This window comes from Gillisia sp. Hel1_33_143, from assembly GCF_900104765.1.
Taxonomy (GTDB): domain Bacteria; phylum Bacteroidota; class Bacteroidia; order Flavobacteriales; family Flavobacteriaceae; genus Gillisia.
On sequence record NZ_LT629737.1, the window covers coordinates 2,911,197 to 2,927,679 of the forward strand.

Consider the following 16,483-nt stretch of genomic DNA (forward strand, 5'->3'; position numbering starts at 1 on the left):
CAAGACATACCCTAAAAAAATGAGGAAATTAACTATACTTTTTTTAATATTCTTTTCATTGAAAAGTTATTGTCAAAAACAGATAGAAATATCAGAAAATAAAATATCGCAACTATTCTACGAAAGTCTAGATTCATTAAAAGTGAAATATGATTTAAAAGATTTAAGAGAAACTGATGATCGAGTAATTAGAATATGGAATACAAATGAAATTATTTCTCTAGGAGAACATCCTCAATATATATTTCATGCACATAACGGAGAAAAAGCAATTATTGAAAAAAGAAATTTAGCAAAAAACTTCAATCTTGATTCACTTTTCTATTCGTTTAGAAAAAATAGCAACCCTAAAAATAATCAGATTCATATTGATGCTTTTCCAAAATCAATTGAACTAAATAGCTCAAATAGCTATAACCTTATATCATTTTATAGAAATGAGCAGCTGGAAGAATTAATTAGAACTATTAGAAAAGAAAATTCCATAAATGAATTAAGAAATACAATTATAAGTAATCTTCCTGCAGGTAATTATCAATTGGGAATGACAGGATTAAAAATTGATCATTTACCAAAAGAAAATAAGTCGAATTTTTATAAAAAAATAATATCTGATATAACAAAAGAATTAAAGGTCACCGAACAAACCAATCCTACAGAAATGCCGTTAATTCTAATTAATAATAAACTACATTTTTTCAAGGACCTAAATGAATTAATGCTATCGGATGTGAAAGATTATGAAATTATTAGTGATAAAAGGAAAGTACTTTATGGAACAAATGGAAGGTTTGGAGTTATCAAGGTAAATACGAACTAACGGGTACTGACACACAACAACGGTTATCACAAATAACGGGTATTATCGAAAAAGTGTAATTTAGTATCCTAAGAAAGAAAAGAACAAAACCGACAAGTCCGCGTCCCTACTCCCGCAACTTGTGTTAACCGAGACCGTTAGGCAGCATAATTTTTTCATGTTGGGAACTTCTAATTTTTTACTTATCTTTGACGTTAGTAACGTAAAACAAAATTATTTGTGATTAAAACATTTGCAGACAAAGAAGCTGACAAAATTTGGAACGGAACCCAATCGAGAAAGCTTCCTGCTAATATTCAAAATGTAGCAAGAAGAAAACTGAGAATGATAAATAATGCTCAAAATATAAATGACTTAAGAATCCCTCCAGCGAATCATTTGGAAAAGTTGAGTGGGATTTTAGAAGGTTTTCATAGCATTAGAATTAATAAGCAATGGAGAATAATATTCAAATGGGAAAATGACAATGCTTTTGAAGTTCAAATTGTTGATTACCATTAATTTTAAAAAGATAAAAAAATGAAAAAGTTAGAAAATATACATCCTGGAGAAATCTTGAAAGAAGAATTTTTAGATCCAATGGAAATTACTGCATACCGACTTTCTAAAGAAACTTTTATTCCGCAGACAAGAATAAGTGAAATCATAAAAAAGAAAAGAAGAATTACTGCTGACACCGCTCTTCGACTTTCAAAATATTTTGGAACCACAGCAAAATTTTGGCTGGGATTGCAAGATGATTATGATTTAGAAGAAGAAAAATCTTTAAAGGAGAAAGAATTCAATAACATAAAACCGTTAGAAAATAACGCAGCCTAACAACGGTTATCACAAATAACGGGTTTTATCAAAAAAGTGTATTTTAGTATCCTAAGTAAGAAAATACTTAAACTGACAAGTTCGCGTCCCTACTCCCGCAACTTGTGTTAACCGTATTCCAAGGTTAAATCCAAACTTTTTTCCCTAATTTTTCAGGCAGCAAATTTATGTAGTTCCACATACGGAGTACCTCGTTTTACTACTGCAAACACTCTGGATAATAGCTTATTGCGAACATTATTCAGCGCAATCATCTTTAGTTTACCTTCTTCTAGCTTTTTCTTGTAATAACGGCGTAATTCACTATCATGTTGAATAGCTGTACAGGCAGCCATGCTAAGCAGACTCTTCATTTGCCGGTCTCCCATCGGGTGGCATTTTCGCCTTTTATGAATACTGGTCCCAGAACTATGACCAAAAGGAGCGGTTCCACAATAACTGGAGAATTGGCGCCAGCTATCAAAGCGTTTAAAATTATTGGTGTGATAAAGTATTTGGGCTCCCACAACCAGACCCACGCCTTTTAAAGAAGTGATCAACCGATAATTTTGCGATAATGCTTCAGAATCCTTTATAACTGATTTTAACTGCTTCTCTATTTTGTTTATTTGAGAAGTTAGATGAGCAATAGAGCTTACCAGCGTCTTGCAACAGGTATCAGTTGAACTACTATTTAGCAATTTTTTTAGCTCGGAAAGCGTGCTCTTTAATCCTGTACGACTTCGAACCAGTTGATCCCTTAAAGCTAGCAATCTGCCTACTTCCAAGAGTTCTTTATCTTTCAGCTCACTGGCAGAAAGTTCCTCCCGGTGAAGCCAACCATACCTTGCGATCATCATGGCATCTACAACATCATTCTTCTCCCTGATTACTCCGGAGGATCTTTTGATCACTACTGGGTTTTCCTGCACATAAACCGCATTCTTCGACGATAAATATAAGGCTAACTTCAAGGAATAATGACCCGTATTCTCAAAACAAAAAAACACTTTTAGTTCGTTACTTTTAGCCCATTTCAATAGCGATTTATAACCCAATACATCATTACTGAACTCCCGATGTAACCTTCGATTATACGCAAAAGCATCTAACTTGTTTTTTGAAACATCAATTCCGATTACTTCTTGGTAATTTTTCATATTTTTAAAAAATTAATATTTGAAGGGCGCAGTAACTAACTCCTTTAACGGGTCCATTTATTGACCTGGTATTCCAAATGGTTCTTTGCTGCCCATGTGAAGAATGGAGGACTCTTACGGATATTGGATCTGTAATCTAGAGACCGTTTTAGTTCTCCTCCTTCTTCATCTCAAAGGTATATTTATTAATAAACGAAGTAAAGGAGACCGTTGTGGGTAATTTTTATGAAAGAGACAATTTCAATATTAGTTTTACTGATTACCAATTTAACTTTTGCTCAAATTGATAAAAGCAATGATTCTTTAGAAATATGGACAGTATTTAGTACGGGGAATTTTATAAATCAGAACGCGGAAAAAATAGTTGAGAAAAATTGGCCGTTTAAGATTAAAGGAATTGCAGGAGATACATTTTCCGAAAATCTAATTGATAGTTTAGAAGTACACAATAATAATATTTGGAATCATTTAGATTCTAATGGATTTTCCAATTCAAAAGAAAAATTTGAATCCGATTTGTTAGAAGAAATTGAACAAATAAAGAAAGCAGTAGAAATTTCCCAATCAGACAAAATCGTATCTGACTTGTATGAAAGATTAAGAGAAAGGAATCTTCAAAACTACACGGAGTTAAGTAAAAAGAATCAATATAAATATGTATTTAAAGTATACAGTTTTGATTTAGATAATTTAGAGTCAGAACAAGTTTTTGAACTAAAGTTTATTACGGATTTGAAAAAGAAGCAAACAACAATACTCAATAAAAAAACTACCCACAACAACGGTTATCACAAATAACGGGTAACTTTTCAAAGAAAATAATTAAATTAACCAACAATTAATATCTAAACCGACAAGTTCGCGCCCCTACTCCCGCAACTTGTGTTAACCGAGACCGTTAGCCAAAATTATTAATCATGAATTTCGTCTTTATATGAATTGGATTTTAGGTTTTATTCTAATTTTAATTGTAATCTACCTTGTTAGTATACAATTGAAGAAAGCGAGAAATAAATCTACACGAAAGACGCTAATAGAAAATTGGGGGAAATCTAAAGATATGAATACTGTAGATTTTAATTTAATCAATCAGTTTTTTAAAAATCATAAATCGCCTGAGAATGTTTTTCAAATAATATCTGACAATACTTGGGACGATTTAGATATGAATGAAGTTTTTAATTTATTAGATAGAACTACTTCAAAAGTAGGGCAGCAATATCTCTATTACAAACTTAGAACAATAACAGGTATTTCTGAATTAAAACGATTTGCAAAACTTACCGAAGTATTTAAGTCAAACCAGTCGTTGCGAATTAAAAGTCAGCTAGAATTATCAAAACTATCATCTAACAAAGCATATCATTTAGAAGAAATGTTTCGTTCCAAAAATTTAGAAAAGTCTAGTAAAATATGGCTATTCCGTTTTCTATCAATAGCTGCAATTTCATCTATTATTCTAAGTTTTTTTAATCCAACATGGTTTCTACTTTTAATCCCGATATTTTTCATAAATCTTGTTTTTCATTATAAAAACAAGTCTTCGATAGAGTATTATTTAAATGGTGTAGGTCAACTGGTAACGAGTTATAGGGTTGCTAAAAAATTAAGCTCTTCAGAAGAAATTAAATCCTTTTATAACGATTTTGGTTATTTAAGTAATGTAAAGTCTATTTTATCAAAAATCAGATTTATTGAGTGGGAGAAAAAACTTGATAATGGAAATGCCCTTTTAGTATGGTTCTTAACAGAAATTATAAAAATTACGTTCAATTTAGAGCCAATACTTTTTTACAGCTTTCAAAATTTATTAGAAAATAAAGAAAAAGACATTAAAGAACTCTTCCTCTTTATTGGTGAAATTGACTCGGCAATATCATGTGCATCAATACAAACGAATAATACCATATTTTGCAAACCAAATTTTATATCTTCAAAAGATGTTTTTACAGAAGGAATGTATCATCCTGTTATTGAAAATTGTATTCCAAACAATCTGAATTTAGAAAACAATAGTTTATTATTAACTGGATCCAATATGTCTGGTAAAACAACTTTTATAAGAACATTTAGTATTAATGCAATTTTAGGACAAACATTATATTTCTGCTTCGCAAAGAGTTTTAAAACTCCATTTTTTAAGATTTATTCATCAATTAGAATTTCAGATGATATAATGAATAATACGAGTTACTATTTAGAAGAAGTTGTCAGGATTAAAGAATTAATCAATGCTTCTAACGAAGAAGATTGTTGTCTATTTATATTGGATGAGCTTTTTAAAGGAACTAATACAGTAGAAAGAATCGCTGCTGGAAAATCGATATTATCCTACTTAAATAAGAAGAACCATATTGTCATGGTTTCTACACATGATTTAGAACTCACTGATTTATTAAATCAGGAAAATTTTGATTTATATCATTTTTCCGAAACCATAGAAAATGATCAATTATTTTTTGACCACAAGATTAAATCAGGAAAGCCAAAGAGTGGAAATGCAATCAAAATTTTAGAGTTATATGACTATCCATTTGAAATTATAGAGAATTCAAAAAGTTGCAGTAAAATAACTTTGGCTAACAACGGTTATCACAAATAACGGGTAGCATTTCAAAGAAAATAATTAAATTAACCAACAATTAAAACCTAAACCGACAAGTTCGCGTCCCTACTCCCTCAACTTGTGTTAACCGAGACCGTTAGCGGCAAGTTTATAAGATGTACTTTCCTGAAATAGGTTGACTAAAAATTAAACCTTTTAGCACTATACCTAATGAAAGAACAAAATGAACACTGTCGAAAAACTTCCTACAAAAAAGTAGGGTATGATCTTAAGCTAGTTATTATTGATCAGATCCAAAATGCACAAATCTCTATCAATCATGCTTCCGATAAATATCAGGTTTCCAGAGCTTCCATCTATTACTGGTTGAAAAAATACAGTACTTTAGAACAAAAGAAACAAGGGATGAGCAAGAAAGATGAGATCAAGAAACTCAAAGAAAAAATAGAGGAATTAGAGTTTGTAAAAGACTTCCAACAAGACATTATTGCTGACATGGAACTCATTACCGGAGTCGATATGTCAAAAAAGTCATTGCCCAAAACATTAGCAGACGAGATCGAAAAAAAGAAGCAAAACCGTTTAAAAGAAAATGGTTGATCCAATGTTTTGGGGTTTCCAAACAAGCTTTTTATAAGCGCTTAAAATCTCATCAGAACAGGCAAACAGAGCAACAGCTAATTATTCGACTCATCAAAGAGTATCGGAGTCAGTATGGACTGCGTACCGGTGGAATTAAACTTTATCAGGAATTAAAGGCTGACATGAACCGACTCGGTATTAAAATAGGAAGAGATAAATTCTATCGAGTAATGAGAATGAATAACCTGCTCGTTCCTAAATTAAAGCGGTTCCATATCACAACTGATTCAAAACACAGATTCTTTAAATACAAAAACCTGATAAAAGACAAAGTGCCCACCAGGCCGGAACAACTTTGGGTAAGCGATATCACTTATATCAAAACACAGAACGGACACAGTTACCTGGCATTAGTCACAGACGCCTATTCTAAGCAAATTATGGGTTATAAATTAGCAAGCCATATGAAGACATCACTTTGCATCGATGCGCTTAGAATGGCCATTAAAAATAGAAAATACAAGAATCATAAACTCATTCATCATTCAGATCGTGGAATTCAGTATTGCAATCCCCAATACACCAGCTTTACTGAGGAACATGGAATACAAATGAGCATGACCGAGAAATACGACCCATACGAGAATGCCGTGGCTGAGAGAGTCAACAGAACCCTTAAATATGAATATGATTTAAAACGAACTATAAAAAATACTAACTTAGCGAAGAAGATGGTCAAACGAGCTGTTGAGATTTACAACAACAAAAGACCTCATTTTAGCCTCAAATTGAACACCCCTAACTTTGTTCATTTGAATCGAAATGTAGACTATCATTCCTACAAAAGGAACAAACAAAATTTAGAATTATTAACCATTTAAACTGTCGGAAATTGAATCAAAAATGGTCAACCTATTTCAGTATAATACACCGAAATTATGACAAGAAAAAAGATAGAATTGGGTGATATCTTTGAACTAAAAATTATTAAAGGATTTATATATCTACAGTGTGTAAATATTCCTGAAGATAAAACACAAGTAGAATTGATCAGAGTATATTATGACATACATCGGACAAGACCTAGCGATTTTACTCTAATTCAAAAAAGCTCCTATTTCTATATAGGTTTTGTGTTACAAGCAGCTTCAAACAAAAAAATAATTGAAAAAGTTTGCAATATCCCAATTGAAAAGGACTTCGAATTACCTCGATACTTTAGAACAAAAAATTTAAGTGGTGACGGCTGGCACATAGTTGATGCTATAGCATGGAAAAGACAAAGCTTTAAAAAACTAAATAATAATCAAAAACAGTTATCTCCTTGGGGAATATGGAATGACACTCTTATAAAAGAGAGAATGAATAACGGATGGAAGTTAGAAAACTGGGATATTTAAAAATAAACCAGCCGCTAACAACGGTTATCACAAATAACGGGTAGCTTTTCAAAGAAAATAATTAAATTAACCAACATTTAAAACCTAAGCCGACAAGTTCGCGTCACTACTCCCGCAACTTGTGTTAACCGAGACCGTTGTGCACAAGCTTGACTCGTCCTGAATAAAGGCTACATAATTCTAAACAGTTATGTATAAAAATGACAGAGTAACCAGACGTTACAGTGAACCATTCAAATTAAAAATTTTATCAGAACTTAGTACTGGGAAATACACAAAGTATGAACTAGGCAAACTCTATGGGATTGCTCCTTCCACCATCAATGAATGGATCAGAAAGTATGAACGTAAAGACCTAATGAACACAAGGGTTATGATAGAAACAAAGGATGAAATAACACGGATCAAAGCACTCCAAAAAGAGATTGAACAGCTTAAAAAACTACTCCTTAAAAAGGATATGGATCAACTTGTCGATGATGCATACTTGGAAGTAGCTGCTCAAAAACTAGGCTACAAAAGTGTCTTGGAACTTAAAAAAAAACTAAATATCAAGCCTTAATCATAGCAAAGGAAAAAGCTAAGGGATTTGCTTCGTTAACCAAAATATGTGATTGTTTTGAACTAAAGCGAGATGCTTATTATAAGTATAAATGCAGAGCTGATAAGCGAAAAAAGGTTGAACAACATATAATTACCATCGTTAAAAGACGACGTAAATCCCTTCCTAGAGAAGGCGTGAGAAAGCTTATGAAATCCCTAGGACAGGATTTTGAAAAACAACACCTGAAAGTGGGTAGAGACACCCTGTTCAATGTTCTTAGAGAACATAAAATGTTGACATTAAGAAAAAAGTACAGTGCCAGAACAACCAATTCGTATCACAGGTTTTATAAGTACAATAACATTATAAAAGATCTAAAAGTAAACCGATCTAATCAAGTTTGGGTATCGGACATTACGTATATCAGAACTCTAAAAGGATTTTGTTACCTAGCACTCATTACAGATATGCATTCCAGAAAGATTGTGGGTTATGACCTTAGTGATAGCCTAGAACTTAAAGGATGCGTGAGAGCACTTAATAAAGCGATTTACCAAGCCAAAGACATCAAAGGGCTCATACACCATTCAGACAGAGGGATACAATATTGCAGCAATGTGTATACTCAAATCCTTAAAAGAAAAAAGATAGCTATCAGTATGACTGAAGAAAATCACTGTTACGAAAATGCAATGGCAGAACGCGTAAATGGGATCCTGAAAGATGAATTCTATCTCGATCAGGTCTTCACAAACAAGGAACACGCGAAAAGAGCAGCAAAAAGTGCCATTAAATTATATAATGCAATTAGATTACATTTATCTTTAGACTATCAAACTCCAAATATGGTATATAAATTAACAGCGTAAAATCAATTTTAACCTGTAGCCATATTTCAGGACAAGACATTTTTAATTATGAGTTTGAAACCCAACGAAAGATTCAATTTAATTACAGAGATTGCTCTCAAACTACAAGCAGAACAAAATACTACTGGTATAAATATCTTATTATCTGGATATGGAATACAAACTGATACTGTTGATATTGTGCCTAGCAAGAGAATTTATGTGATTGATTTATTAAAATCACAACCAAATAAAGTTATTCTGCAGATTGCTTCAGACCAAGGAATATATCTACTAAGGAAGATCGTTAAATCGAAAATAGATTTTTCTTACTTACTGGAATCGAATCAACTACATAGTGTTATTGACGATTTTAATAGAGCTTATGAAAATCTAGAATCAGACCCTGAGCAATCTAATGCGAGTGCTTCATCAACTCTAGAAAGTATTTGTAAATCCATATGTGATTTTTTTGAAGAAGATTATCCAAAGGCTTTGCATATGCAACCATTAATCTCTAAAGCTTATAAATTATTAAACTTATCTCCAGATCAACATGCAGATGAACACATTAAAAAAATTCTGGGAGGATTAAATAGTGTTGCCACAGGAATTGGTACTTTAAGATCAAAAAATAGTTCTGCTCATGGACATGGAATTAAAAAAGTAAGACTCAGTACTAGACATTCAAGGTTAGTAGTCAATTCCTGTATGACAATTGGATTATTTATTTTAGAAACCTACTATGCAAATTATGTAGATAAATAAAACTAAATGAGCCAAGAAAAAAAGATCAAACTAACTCCATTTCTGACGCTTGCCATTATTGGCGCTTCTTTTCTTATTATTTATACTTTTAAAATTTATAAGAAAAATAAATTAGATAAAGGATCATTTATAACTTATGCCACGGTAGAATTACTTAAGGAAAATCAGAAAAAAAATAAGTTTGGAAAAATAGATCTGGTTTATTTCTATTTCGTCAAAAATGACAGTGTTTTCCATGGAGTATCAGAAATTCCTGTTAAGGGTATCAGGAAAAAGAATATAAAATTAAACGAGACATTTAAAATGAATGTTGCAAGTTCAGACTACGGAGTTTTTGAGGTTGACTTTGATAAAAGAATAGACACAATAATCAAAAAAAAGAAATACCAAACTCATATATATAATACATTTATCCATAGAAACATTATTGAACAAAAACGCACTACAACAACGGTTATCACAAATAACGGGTTTTATCGAAAAAGTGTAATTTAGTATCCTAAGTAAGAAAATATTTAAACCGACAAGTCCGCGTCCTTACTCCCGCAACTTGTGTTAACCGAGACCGTTGTAAAAAATGGTGTACATTGTGCTTTCCTGAAATAGGTTGACTAAAAATTAAACCTTTTAGCACTATACCTAATGAAAGAACAAAATGAACACTGTCGAAAAACTTCCTACAAAAAAGTAGGGTATGATCTTAAGCTAGTTATTATTGATCAGATCCAAAATGCACAAATCTCTATCAATCATGCTTCCGATAAGTATCAGGTTTCCAGAGCTTCCATCTATTACTGGTTGAAAAAATACAGTACTTTAGAACAAAAGAAACAAGGGATGAGCAAGAAAGATGAGATCAAGAAACTCAAAGAAAAAATAGAGGAATTAGAGTTTGTAAAAGACTTCCAACAAGACATTATTGCTGACATGGAACTTATTACCGGAGTTGATATGTCAAAAAAGTCATTGCCCAAAACATTAGCAGACGAGATCGAAAAAAAGAAGCAAAACCGTTTAAAAGAAAATGGTTGATCCAATGTTTTGGGGTTTCCAAACAAGCTTTCTATAAGCGGTTAAAATCTCATCAGACCAGGCAAACAGAGCAACAGCTAATCATTCGGCTCATCAAGGAGTATCGGAGTCAGTATGGACTGCGTACCGGTGGAATTAAACTGTATCAGGAATTAAAGGCTGATATGGACAGACTCGGCATTAAAATAGGAAGGGATAAATTCTATCGACTAATGCGAATGAATAACCTGCTCGTTCCTAAATTAAAGCGGTTCCATATCACAACCGATTCAAAACATCGATTCTTTAAATACAAAAACCTGATAAAAGACAAAGTGCCCACCAGGCCGGAACAACTTTGGGTAAGCGATATTACCTATATCAAAACACAGAACGGACACAGTTACCTGGCATTAGTCACAGACGCCTATTCTAAGCAAATTATGGGTTATAATTTAGCAAGCCATATGAAGACATCACTTTGCATCGATGCGCTTAGAATGGCCATTAAAAATAGAAAATACAAGAATCATAAACTCATTCATCATTCCGATCGTGGAATTCAGTATTGCAATCCCCAATACACCAGCTTTACTGAGGAACATGGAATACAAATGAGCATGACCGAGAAATACGACCCATACGAGAATGCCGTGGCTGAGAGAGTCAACAGAACCCTTAAATATGAATATGATTTAAAACGAACTATAAAAAATACTAACTTAGCGAAGAAGATGGTCAAACGAGCTGTTGAGATTTACAATAACAAAAGACCTCATTTTAGCCTCAAATTGAACACCCCTAACTTTGTTCATTTGAATAGAAATGTAGACTATCATTCCTACAAAAGAAACAAACAAATTTTAGAACTATTGACCATTTAAACTGTCAAAAATCGAATCAAAAAATGTCAACCTATATCAGTATAATACAAATGACATTTAGAACAATTTTATTAATCTTGATTTTGACTTTATTCTCTTGCAAAACTGCAAAAGTGGAAGCCGAATTCAAAGAGCCGAAATCTGAAATAACTATATCGAAATTTCCAAAACAAATTGGTTTAGTAAACGACTTTGAAAAAATATTTACAGAAGATCAAAAAGTCCAGCTGACTAAATTTCTAGCTTATTATAAAGAAACTTCATTCCGTGAAATTGCTGTAATAACCATAGATTCAATTCCTGAAAATATTGAATTTGACAAGTACGCGATTAAACTTTCGGACAATTGGAAAGTCGGAAAAGATAATGACGGAAACGGACTTACTGTTGTGTATAGCAGAACATTAAGAAAAGTGAGAATATCTACAACTGATAAAACCAAAGACCTTTATTTATCTGACAAATTTTGTCAAAAAGTAATCGATGAAAAAATGATTCCTGAATTTAAAAATGGAAATTACTATGACGGAATCTTATTAGGATTAAATGAATTAATTCGAAAATGGATATAAAAGTACTGTGTACAACATCGGTTAAGCGCAAATAGATTGCATTCTAGTGAAAAGTGCTATTTTAGAGACCAAGTAAAAAACAAATAAGCCGACAAGTATGTGTCCCTACTCCACGCTACTTGCCTTAACCAAGACCGTTGTGGGCAATCTGAAAAAATAGCGAATGAATAGAATCTTTCTGATATTAATTATCTTAGTGTCTTCAATTTCTTCTTGTAAGGTATCTGAAAAAGCAGCGAAAAATTTATCGTGTGACGGGAATATAGAAATACAATATGATAAGGTGAAATTGTTTGGAAACGATAATCCAAAAGCGGATAGGAAGTTAGACGTTTTCCAAGTTATATTCTTATCGGACTTTGATGAAAATGTAAAAGCATACGTGAATGACAAATTAGTATTTGATGAATATGTGAAAATTGGAACTGAATCTCATAGTATAGAAAATACTTTCGGATACAATTATAAATCGGATTTAAAATTGCCGATTTTAAAAGTGGAATCAATTGAAAAAGGAACTTGCTTTGACATTGAGATAAATAAGAATTATAAAATTATTTATCTATTTATAGATAAAAATGGAAGGTGGATTGTCAGATTTTCAAATGAATATTATTTAATTTGATAGCGAAAAAGACTGCCCACAACATCGGTTAAGCGCAAATAGCGGGCATTCTAGTGAAAAGCACTATTTTATACACCAAGTAAAAAACAACAAAGCCGACAAGAACGTGTCCCTACTCCACGCTACTTGCCTTAACCAAGACCGTTGTACGCAATTTTTATGAAAAATCTGCTTCAAATATTTATTTTAATCTCCGTGATAGTTTCATGTCAGTCGCAAAAATTTGATGTGAGCTATGAAAATATTGAAATCAATATTCAAGGAAAACCAGGGCCTTGGATAAAATTTGATGGAAAATATTATTGTTATTTTAAAACTGACAATGACTACTACAGTTCTGGTTCTAAACATCAATTTTATATTCTAGATAAAAACGGAAAAATAGAATCGAAAATTGATGTCCCTAAAGCTCTCCAAACCTTTTACTATGATTTATACATCAAAAATGATACAATATTTACAACAGAATATTATGACCATAATACCTTCTATCTTGACCAAATAAAAAATGTTTGGGTAGAATCTAAGAAGGGATCTGACTTATACTATGAGGACGGAGATTATTCAATATATTCTCTCGACTTTGGAGAATGGGGAGGAGTAACTTGGTTCAAGAATAAACAAACAAAGGATCAATATGAGATTGGTGCGACCACACCGGTTATTAATAAATTAAATAAGGCCTATTACTTAACAACTGGAAATACTATCTTAAGAATTAATACCCCTGAAAAACTAAATAAAAGCTTGGAACCTTATGAATATGAAAAGGCTGTTTTAGGGGAGAATTATCGTAGAGAAGGAAGTAATTCAACTAATGGATTAGATATTATATTTGAATACAAAAATGATGATTTTTTTAACCCAAAATTCTCATTAGCAACTTCTTTCATTTCTAACAATAAACTTTATCACATATACAAGGACAGTATATCTACAAAAATTGGAGAGGTGATAAATAATAATTTAGTTCCAGTTTATACTTTCAATGCTAAAATTAAGCCTTTTAATTGGTACTACGATAGTAGATATCCAATCCAAAATAATAACTATCAAACAGTTCAATTTAAAACAGATAGCGATAATATCTATGGAATAATAGAAATCAGCGAAAATAATATTAATGTAACCAGTTTCAAAAATGTTTATCATGAACCTGTATTTGAAGAAACAAAAATGAAAGAATGGTTTGAAAATATTTTTGACCATTACTATTCAAATTTTGATAATCTATTTCTTAAACAAATAGATAAAATTGAACAAAATTTAAAAGCAACTGACCTTACACAAAATCATAAAATTTCACACTATTTACTTGAAGATAAAGATGTTCAAACACCAAGAATTTATAGAAAAATTGAAGATTCTGGAGTAAGTTTACTTACTATGTATTATTACAATACAAAGAATGAAAAAATTGAATTAATTGAATTTGATTGGAAGAATAATACAAATAGAAGAGATGTAATTAATTCAAAGTCTAATAAAACAAAATCGGAATTTCTCTACAAAACAAAGTTCGAGTGGATTTCAAATTACCTTAAAAATAAACTTGGAGAACCGAGTAGTTCTATATCAGAAAGTGAAAGTGTTGAACAGAAATGGACAAAAGATAATCTGACCGTAAGAGTAAAATATATTAAACGTGGGTTGGAATTAAGAATTTATAAGAACTAAAAACTGCGTACAACATCGGTTAAGCGCAAATAGCGGGTTTAGTCGAAAAAGTATTATTTTAGACATCAAGTAAAAAACAACTAAGCCGACAAGAACGCGTCCCTACTCCACGCTACTTGCCTTAACCAAGACCGTTAGGTGCAATTTTTCAACCTGTACTTTCCTGAAATAGGTTGACTAAAAATTAAACCTTTTAGCACTATACCTAATGAAAGAACAAAATGAACACTGTCGAAAAACTTCCTACAAAAAAGTAGGGTATGATCTTAAGCTAGTTATTATTGATCAGATCCAGAATGCACAAATCTCTATCAATCATGCTTCCGATAAATATGAGGTTTCCAGAGCTTCCATCTATTATTGGTTGAAAAAATACAGTACTTTAGAACAAAAGAAACAAGGGATGAGCAAGAAAGATGAGATCAAGAAACTCAAAGAAAAAATAGAGGAATTAGAGTTTGTAAAAGACTTCCAACAAGACATTATTGCTGACATGGAACTTATTACCGGAGTTGATATGTCAAAAAAGTCATTGCCCAAAACATTAGCAGACGAGATCGAAAAAAAGAAGCAAAACCGTTTAAAAGAAAATGGTTGATCCAATGTTTTGGGGTTTCCAAACAAGCTTTTTATAAGCGCTTAAAATCTCATCAGAACAGGCAAACAGAGCAACAGCTAATTATTCGACTCATCAAAGAGTATCGGAGTCAGTATGGACTGCGTACCGGTGGAATTAAACTGTATCAGGAATTAAAGGCTGATATGGACAGACTCGGTATTAAAATAGGAAGGGATAAATTCTATCGAGTAATGCGAATGAATAACCTGCTCGTTCCTAAATTAAAGCGGTTCCATATCACAACCGATTCAAAACACCGGTTCTTTAAATACAAAAACCTCGTAAAAGACAAAGTTCCCACCAGGCCGGAACAACTTTGGGTAAGCGATATTACCTATATCAAAACGCAGAACGGACACAGTTACTTGGCATTAGTCACAGACGCCTATTCTAAGCAAATTATGGGTTATAAATTGGCAAGCCATATGAAGACATCACTTTGCATCGATGCGCTTAAAATGGCCATTAAAAACAGGAAATACAAGAATCAGAAACTCATTCATCATTCAGATCGTGGAATTCAGTATTGCAATCCCCAATACACCAGCTTTACTGAGGAACATGGAATACAAATGAGCATGACCGAGAAATACGACCCATACGAGAATGCCATGGCTGAGAGAATCAACAGAACCCTTAAATATGAATATGATTTAAAACGGACTATAAAAAATACTAACTTAGCGAAGAAGATGGTCAAACGAGCTGTTGAGATTTACAACAACAAAAGACCTCATTTTAGTCTCAAATTGAACACCCCTAACTTTGTTCATTTGAATCGAAATGTAGACTATCATTCCTACAAAAGGAACAAACAAAATTTAGAATTATTAACCATTTAAATTGTCGGAAATTGAATCAAAAATGGTCAACCTATTTCAGTATAATACAAAAATGGTAACTAACATTAAAATATCGTCTTTGATTATTTTGATTTTGGCAATATTCAGCTGTCAAAATGCGGAACAGAAACCAATAAAATTAATTGAAAAAGATTACGGGCTTTTCGAAAATGAAAATGACAGTATAGGAGTTGAAATAAAGCTGAACGAATTTGATAATTGGAAAGAAATACTGGAACGAACCGAAAGAATTGCGTGTAATGATAGTTTACCGAAACTTACCTTAAAATCTGCCGCGGAAATTAAAACTGTTTATTTTAGAAATCCTTGTTGGGAAAATTTTGGTTGTATATTAATTAAGCAGAAAAATACAATTCAAATACATAATGATACGATTAGTAAATCAGACAGATTTTTTTATCCGTTAGATAGTTTAGCAAATGTTCTGAAAAAAGACTTTGAGAATAACGGTAAAATTCCATCTTGGAGCGTTAGTCCAGAAAAATTAATAATTTTCATTTCTTACGACTATGGTAAAATGGAAAGATTTCCTAAAACATTGAGAAGAGTAGTCAATGAATACGAAAAGTTAACGGACAGTGTTGTATTGAAAATATGGCTGAATGAAAAGTTTGATATTCCGCCGCCACCGCCTGCGGATTGGGAAGAGGAAACGAAATAAGATAGTGCAAAAGTACGCACCACAACATCGGTTAAGCGCAAATAGCGGGCATTCTAGTGAAAAGTGCTATTTTAGACACCAAGTA

General features: G+C 32.1%; 21 protein-coding genes. 20 read left to right on the forward strand and 1 reads right to left on the reverse strand.

Annotated elements, in window-relative coordinates; all coding sequences use genetic code 11:
• The first annotated feature begins 19 nt into the window (after nt 1–19).
• The 3 genes from BLT84_RS13555 (at nt 20) to BLT84_RS13565 (ending at nt 1,639) form a co-directional block, all read left to right on the forward strand.
• On the forward strand, nt 20–820 hold the full coding sequence (locus tag BLT84_RS13555; protein ID WP_091266727.1) for a hypothetical protein: 801 nt from the start codon (nt 20–22) through the stop codon (nt 818–820).
• 219 nt (nt 821–1,039) lie between these two features.
• On the forward strand, nt 1,040–1,321 hold the full coding sequence (locus BLT84_RS13560; protein WP_091266729.1) for a type II toxin-antitoxin system RelE/ParE family toxin: 282 nt from the start codon (nt 1,040–1,042) through the stop codon (nt 1,319–1,321).
• A gap of 18 nt (nt 1,322–1,339) precedes the next feature.
• Entirely contained in the window at nt 1,340–1,639 is a 300-nt protein-coding gene (locus BLT84_RS13565; RefSeq protein WP_011709863.1) for a HigA family addiction module antitoxin, read from the forward strand.
• Between the two features lie 152 nt (nt 1,640–1,791).
• Here the strand turns inward: BLT84_RS13565 and BLT84_RS13570 are convergent, their stop codons facing one another.
• Nucleotides 1,792–2,778: an IS110 family transposase gene (locus BLT84_RS13570; protein WP_091266732.1), complete on the reverse strand. Its 987-nt coding sequence runs from the start codon at nt 2,776–2,778 to the stop codon at nt 1,792–1,794.
• 225 nt (nt 2,779–3,003) lie between these two features.
• On the opposite strand from BLT84_RS13570, the gene BLT84_RS13575 reads away from it, so the two are divergent.
• The 17 genes from BLT84_RS13575 (at nt 3,004) to BLT84_RS13655 (ending at nt 16,398) form a co-directional block, all read left to right on the forward strand.
• Nucleotides 3,004–3,576, forward strand: coding sequence for a hypothetical protein (locus tag BLT84_RS13575; protein WP_091266736.1), 573 nt, complete (start codon nt 3,004–3,006; stop codon nt 3,574–3,576).
• Between the two features lie 136 nt (nt 3,577–3,712).
• Entirely contained in the window at nt 3,713–5,380 is a 1,668-nt protein-coding gene (locus BLT84_RS13580; RefSeq protein WP_091266739.1) for a MutS-related protein, read from the forward strand.
• 174 nt (nt 5,381–5,554) lie between these two features.
• Nucleotides 5,555–5,944 carry an IS630 transposase-related protein gene (locus BLT84_RS13585; RefSeq protein ID WP_034886817.1) on the forward strand — a complete coding sequence of 130 codons (390 nt, stop codon included), beginning with the start codon at nt 5,555–5,557 and terminating at the stop codon, nt 5,942–5,944.
• Nucleotides 5,941–6,807 carry an IS3 family transposase gene (locus BLT84_RS13590; RefSeq protein WP_091266697.1) on the forward strand — a complete coding sequence of 289 codons (867 nt, stop codon included), beginning with the start codon at nt 5,941–5,943 and terminating at the stop codon, nt 6,805–6,807. The genes BLT84_RS13585 and BLT84_RS13590 overlap by 4 nt, the downstream gene beginning before the upstream one ends.
• 57 nt (nt 6,808–6,864) lie before the next feature.
• Nucleotides 6,865–7,326: a hypothetical protein gene (locus BLT84_RS13595; RefSeq protein ID WP_091266742.1), complete on the forward strand. Its 462-nt coding sequence runs from the start codon at nt 6,865–6,867 to the stop codon at nt 7,324–7,326.
• Between the two features lie 190 nt (nt 7,327–7,516).
• Complete coding sequence (locus BLT84_RS13600; protein WP_034890511.1) at nt 7,517–7,888, forward strand: transposase; 372 nt, start codon at nt 7,517–7,519, stop codon at nt 7,886–7,888.
• A 2-nt stretch (nt 7,889–7,890) separates the two neighbouring features.
• Entirely contained in the window at nt 7,891–8,739 is an 849-nt protein-coding gene (locus BLT84_RS13605) for an IS3 family transposase (RefSeq protein WP_034890509.1), read from the forward strand.
• A gap of 54 nt (nt 8,740–8,793) precedes the next feature.
• A complete protein-coding gene (locus BLT84_RS13610) occupies nt 8,794–9,486 on the forward strand; it encodes an abortive infection family protein (protein ID WP_157717942.1) in 693 nt (230 codons plus the stop codon).
• Nucleotides 9,487–9,492: 6 nt separating this feature from the next.
• Nucleotides 9,493–9,981, forward strand: coding sequence for a hypothetical protein (locus BLT84_RS13615; protein ID WP_091266750.1), 489 nt, complete (start codon nt 9,493–9,495; stop codon nt 9,979–9,981).
• A gap of 147 nt (nt 9,982–10,128) precedes the next feature.
• A complete protein-coding gene (locus tag BLT84_RS13620; protein ID WP_034886817.1) occupies nt 10,129–10,518 on the forward strand; it encodes an IS630 transposase-related protein in 390 nt (129 codons plus the stop codon).
• Nucleotides 10,515–11,381, forward strand: coding sequence for an IS3 family transposase (locus BLT84_RS13625; protein WP_091266753.1), 867 nt, complete (start codon nt 10,515–10,517; stop codon nt 11,379–11,381). The genes BLT84_RS13620 and BLT84_RS13625 overlap by 4 nt, the downstream gene beginning before the upstream one ends.
• 23 nt (nt 11,382–11,404) lie before the next feature.
• The gene (locus tag BLT84_RS13630) at nt 11,405–11,953 is read left to right on the forward strand and encodes a TPM domain-containing protein (RefSeq protein ID WP_091266757.1); all 549 of its coding nucleotides are present in this window, start codon (nt 11,405–11,407) and stop codon (nt 11,951–11,953) included.
• A 163-nt stretch (nt 11,954–12,116) separates the two neighbouring features.
• Nucleotides 12,117–12,578 carry a hypothetical protein gene (locus tag BLT84_RS13635; protein ID WP_091266761.1) on the forward strand — a complete coding sequence of 154 codons (462 nt, stop codon included), beginning with the start codon at nt 12,117–12,119 and terminating at the stop codon, nt 12,576–12,578.
• A gap of 228 nt (nt 12,579–12,806) precedes the next feature.
• Nucleotides 12,807–14,255 (forward strand): hypothetical protein, encoded by a 1,449-nt coding sequence (locus tag BLT84_RS13640; RefSeq protein ID WP_157717943.1) that lies wholly within the window; start codon nt 12,807–12,809, stop codon nt 14,253–14,255.
• A 208-nt stretch (nt 14,256–14,463) separates the two neighbouring features.
• On the forward strand, nt 14,464–14,853 hold the full coding sequence (locus BLT84_RS13645) for a transposase (RefSeq protein WP_091265612.1): 390 nt from the start codon (nt 14,464–14,466) through the stop codon (nt 14,851–14,853).
• Nucleotides 14,850–15,716, forward strand: coding sequence for an IS3 family transposase (locus BLT84_RS13650; protein ID WP_091265615.1), 867 nt, complete (start codon nt 14,850–14,852; stop codon nt 15,714–15,716). The genes BLT84_RS13645 and BLT84_RS13650 overlap by 4 nt, the downstream gene beginning before the upstream one ends.
• A gap of 79 nt (nt 15,717–15,795) precedes the next feature.
• Nucleotides 15,796–16,398 (forward strand): hypothetical protein, encoded by a 603-nt coding sequence (locus BLT84_RS13655; protein WP_157717944.1) that lies wholly within the window; start codon nt 15,796–15,798, stop codon nt 16,396–16,398.
• The last annotated feature ends 85 nt before the right edge of the window (nt 16,399–16,483 follow it).

What these genes read in the sequence shown, in the direction of transcription:
- BLT84_RS13555 (WP_091266727.1), top strand. Translation starts at nt 20, where the DNA reads ATGAGGAAATTAACTATACTTTTTTTAATATTCTTTTCATTGAAAAGT.
- BLT84_RS13565 (WP_011709863.1), top strand. Translation starts at nt 1,340, where the DNA reads ATGAAAAAGTTAGAAAATATACATCCTGGAGAAATCTTGAAAGAAGAA.
- BLT84_RS13570 (WP_091266732.1), bottom strand. Translation starts at nt 2,778, where the DNA reads ATGAAAAATTACCAAGAAGTAATCGGAATTGATGTTTCAAAAAACAAG.
- BLT84_RS13575 (WP_091266736.1), top strand. Translation starts at nt 3,004, where the DNA reads ATGAAAGAGACAATTTCAATATTAGTTTTACTGATTACCAATTTAACT.
- BLT84_RS13580 (WP_091266739.1), top strand. Translation starts at nt 3,713, where the DNA reads ATGAATTGGATTTTAGGTTTTATTCTAATTTTAATTGTAATCTACCTT.
- BLT84_RS13585 (WP_034886817.1), top strand. Translation starts at nt 5,555, where the DNA reads ATGAAAGAACAAAATGAACACTGTCGAAAAACTTCCTACAAAAAAGTA.
- BLT84_RS13595 (WP_091266742.1), top strand. Translation starts at nt 6,865, where the DNA reads ATGACAAGAAAAAAGATAGAATTGGGTGATATCTTTGAACTAAAAATT.
- BLT84_RS13600 (WP_034890511.1), top strand. Translation starts at nt 7,517, where the DNA reads ATGTATAAAAATGACAGAGTAACCAGACGTTACAGTGAACCATTCAAA.
- BLT84_RS13615 (WP_091266750.1), top strand. Translation starts at nt 9,493, where the DNA reads ATGAGCCAAGAAAAAAAGATCAAACTAACTCCATTTCTGACGCTTGCC.
- BLT84_RS13620 (WP_034886817.1), top strand. Translation starts at nt 10,129, where the DNA reads ATGAAAGAACAAAATGAACACTGTCGAAAAACTTCCTACAAAAAAGTA.
- BLT84_RS13630 (WP_091266757.1), top strand. Translation starts at nt 11,405, where the DNA reads ATGTCAACCTATATCAGTATAATACAAATGACATTTAGAACAATTTTA.
- BLT84_RS13635 (WP_091266761.1), top strand. Translation starts at nt 12,117, where the DNA reads ATGAATAGAATCTTTCTGATATTAATTATCTTAGTGTCTTCAATTTCT.
- BLT84_RS13645 (WP_091265612.1), top strand. Translation starts at nt 14,464, where the DNA reads ATGAAAGAACAAAATGAACACTGTCGAAAAACTTCCTACAAAAAAGTA.